The organism is Actinosynnema sp. NPDC023658 (assembly GCF_040639995.1).
Lineage (GTDB): Bacteria > Actinomycetota > Actinomycetes > Mycobacteriales > Pseudonocardiaceae > Actinosynnema.
In genome coordinates this window covers 1-4,032 of record NZ_JBFAAX010000540.1, presented here as the reverse complement: position 1 = coordinate 4,032, position 4,032 = coordinate 1, and the positions used below count along the sequence as shown (strand labels likewise).

General features: G+C 69.3%; 1 protein-coding gene. It reads left to right on the top strand.

The window, feature by feature from the left end; all coding sequences use genetic code 11:
• Window positions 1–153 precede the first annotated feature (153 nt).
• On the top strand, window positions 154–3,990 hold the full coding sequence (locus AB0G02_RS30700; protein ID WP_360800902.1) for a discoidin domain-containing protein: 3,837 nt from the start codon (window positions 154–156) through the stop codon (window positions 3,988–3,990).
• Window positions 3,991–4,032 lie beyond the last annotated feature (42 nt).

Below are 4,032 nucleotides of genomic sequence, written 5' to 3'. Positions count from 1 at the left end.
GGCGCAAAGCCGCCGGTCGCGCACGTCTGACCCGTTGACTTTCCGGACATCGCTCTGCAACCCTTCGAACCGCTTACGCAAGAAATCGACAAGTACGCGGAACTTTCTGACAAGAGCCCCGGAATTGCCCTAACGAGAAGGGCCAGCCCGACCATGTCAACGACGACACGCGCCCGATCACGCCTCGCCGCCTCCCTGCTCGCACTCTCCGTCACCGCGTTCGGCCTGGTCCCCCCTGCCGCCCAGGCCGCGCCCCCACCGTCCGCCTCCGCGATCGACCTCGGCAAGCCGACCCGCATCGACCAGGTCCGCCTGTCGCTGCCGGACGACCACGCCACGTTCTCCGTCCAGACCAGCCTCGACGGCACGGGGTTCGCCACGCTGGTGCCCTCCGCCCCGCGCGAGGGCCGGGACCAGGAGTTCCACGTCGACCCGACGCTCGTGCGCTACGTGCGCGTCGACGGCGCGAAGGTGTCCGACCTCGACGTCCACGAGGCCTCCGACGTCACCGCCGCGCTCGCCGCCACGTACACCGAGAGCAGCCACAACGACGTCTACCAGGCGTCCAACGCCGGTGACGGCAACCAGGCCACCTACTGGGAGAGCGCCAACAACGCGTTCCCGCAGTGGCTGCGGGCCGACCTGGGCGCGGCGGTGAAGGTGGACCGGGTCGTGCTCAAGCTGCCCGCGTCGGGCTGGGGCGCGCGCACGCAGACGTTGGCCGTCCAGCACAGCACCGACGGCCAGAACTTCACCGACCTCGTCCCGTCCGCGCGGTACGCGTTCAACCCGACCTCGAACAACACGGTGACGATCCAGTTCACCGCGGCCACCACCCGGTACGTGCGGCTGCTGATCACCGGCAACACCGCTTGGCCCGCCGGGCAGATCTCCGAGTTCGAGCTGCACGGCCCGACGACCGGCGACACGCAGCCGCCGTCCGCGCCGACCAACCTCGCCTACACCTCGCCGCAGTCCGGCCAGGTCCGGCTGACCTGGTCCGCGGCCGGCGACAACACCGGCGTCACCGGCTACGACGTGTACGCCAACGGCGTGCTGCGCACGAGCGTCGCCGGGAACGTGCTGACCTACACCGACTCCCAGCCCGACGGCGTCGCGGTCACCTACTACGTGATCGCCAGGGACGCGGCGGGCAACCAGTCGCCCGCCAGCAACTCCGTGACCCGGCCCGGTTCGCCGGTCTCCGGCTCGAACCTGGCCAAGGGCAAGCCGATCACGGCCTCCTCGCACACCTTCACCTTCGTGGCCACGAACGCCAACGACGACGACGTGAACACGTACTGGGAAGGCGCGACCTACCCGAACACGCTCACCACGCAGCTCGGCGCGAACGCCGACCTCAGCTCCGTCGTGCTCAAGCTCAACCCGTCCACCGCGTGGGGCACCCGCACGCAGAACGTCCAGGTGCTGGGCCGCGAGCAGAGCGCGACCGGCTTCACCAACCTGGTGTCCGCCCGCGACTACGTGTTCAACCCCGCCTCCGGCAACTCGGTCACCATCCCGCTGACCGCGCGGGTCGCGGACGTGCAGCTGCGGATCACGTCCAACACCGGTGCGCCCGGCGGGCAGGTCGCGGAGTTCCAGGTGTTCGGCGTGTCCGCGCCGAACCCCGACCTCACGGTGACCGGCACGTCGTTCACCCCGACCAGCCCGGTGGAGACGAACGCGATCACGCTGTCCGCGACCGTGCGCAACGCGGGCACGGCGGCGTCCGGCGCGACCGACGTGACGTTCTTCCTCGGCGCCGACGCGGTCGGCACGGCCCAGGTCGGCGCCTTGGCGGCGGGCGCGTCCGCGACCGTCACCGCGGACATCGGCCCGCGCGGCTCCGGCTCCTACCAGTACACCGCGAAGGTCGACGAGACGAAGAAGGTCGTCGAGCAGGACGAGGCCAACAACGCCCGCCTGCACCCGAGCGCCCTCGTCGTCACGCCCGTGCCCAGCTCGGACCTGGTCGGCGCGCTGAGCTGGTCTCCGAACAACCCGGCCAACGGCCAGAACACCACCTTCACCGCCGTCCTGCGCAACGAGGGCTCCATCGCCACCGCGAGCGGCGCGCACGGCGTCACGCTGACGCTGGTCAACGCCGCCACGGGCGCGACCGTGCGCACGTTCACCGGCAGCTTCACCGGCGCCATCCAGCCGGGCCAGTCGGCGGCGCCGATCACGCTGGGCAGCTGGACCGCCGCCAACGGCAAGTACACGCTGAAGACCGAGGTCGCGGTCGACGCCAACGAGATCGCGGCGCGGCAGGGCAACAACGTCACCACGCAGTCGCTGTTCGTGGGCCGCGGCGCGAACGTGCCGTGGGAGCACGTCGAGGCCGAGGACGCCGTCACCGCGGGCGGCGCGCAGAAGATCGGTCCGAACCGCACCATCGGTGACCTCGCCGGTGAGGCGTCCGGCCGGCGCGCGGTGACGTTGAACAGCACCGGCTCGTCGGTCGAGTTCACCACCAGCGGGTCCACCAACACCCTCGTCACCCGCTTCTCCATCCCGGACTCGGCGGGCGGCGGCGGCATCAACGCCACGCTGAACGTCTACGTCAACGGGTCGTTCCACAAGGCGATCGACCTGACCTCGCGGCACATCTGGCTCTACGGCAACGAGGCGAGCCCCGGCAACTCGCCCGGCGCCGGCGGGCCGCGGCACATCTACGACGAGGCGAACGTGATGCTGAACAGCACGTTCCCCGCGGGCACCAGGATCAAGCTGCAGAAGGACGCGGCGAACACCACCAACTACGCCATCGACTTCGTGAACTTCGAGAACGCGGTGGCGCGCGCCAACCCCGACCCGGCCCGGTACATCACGCCCGCCGGGTTCGGCCACCAGGACGTGCAGAACGCGCTCGACCGGTTCCGCATGGACACCACCGGCACCCTGCTCGGCGTGTACCTGCCGGCGGGCACCTACACCACCGCGCAGAAGTTCCAGGTGTACGGCAAGCCGGTGCAGGTGATCGGCGCCGGTCCGTGGTTCACCAGGTTCGTCGTGCCGACCACGCAGGAGAACACCGACGCGGGCTTCCGGGCCGAGCAGTCGGTGAACGGCTCGACGTTCAGCGGGTTCGCCTTCTTCGGCAACTACACCTCGCGCATCGACGGCCCCGGCAAGGTGTTCGACTTCGCCAACGTCTCCAACATCACCATCGACAACATCTGGGCCGAGCACGTGGTGTGCCTCTACTGGGGCGCGAACACCGACTCGATGACCATCAAGGACTCCCGGATCCGCGACACGTTCGCCGACGGCATCAACATGACCAACGGCAGCACGGACAACCGGGTGGCCAACATCGAGGCCCGGTCCACCGGTGACGACAGCTTCGCGCTGTTCTCCGCGATCGACGCCGGTGGCGCGGACGAGAAGAACAACGTGTTCGAGAACCTGTCGTCGCTGACGACCTGGCGCGCGGCCGGGTTGGCGGTGTACGGCGGTTTCCTCAACACGTTCCGCAACATCTACGTGGCCGACACGCTGACCTACGCGGGCGTCACGATCAGCTCGCTGGACTTCGGCTACCCGATGAACGGCTTCGGGCCGGACTTGACCACGTTCAGCGGTCTCACGCTGGTGCGCACCGGCGGCCACTTCTGGGGCGCGCAGACCTTCCCGGCGATCTGGATGTTCTCCGCGTCCAAGCCGTTCCGGGGCATCCGGGTCAACGACGTCGACATCATCGACCCGACGTACGCCGGGATCATGTTCCAGACCAAGTACAACGGCTCCACGCCGGAGAACCCGGTCCAGGACACGGTGCTGACGAACATCTCCATCTCCGGGGCCAGGCTCAGCGGCGACGAGTTCCAGGCCAAGTCCGGCATCGGCGTCTGGGCGAACGAGATGCCCGAGGCGGGCCAGGGCCCGGCGGTGGGCTCGGCGACCTTCAACAACCTGAAGTTCAGCAACAACGTCGAGAACATCCGCAACCGCACCTCGACGTTCACCATCACCGTCAACCCCTGACGCGACCCGCGTCACCCGGAGCGCCGCCCCGTCCCCCGGGGC

Excerpts from the sequence above, each read along its gene's own strand:
- AB0G02_RS30700 (WP_360800902.1), top strand. The coding sequence starts at position 154 with ATGTCAACGACGACACGCGCCCGATCACGCCTCGCCGCCTCCCTGCTC.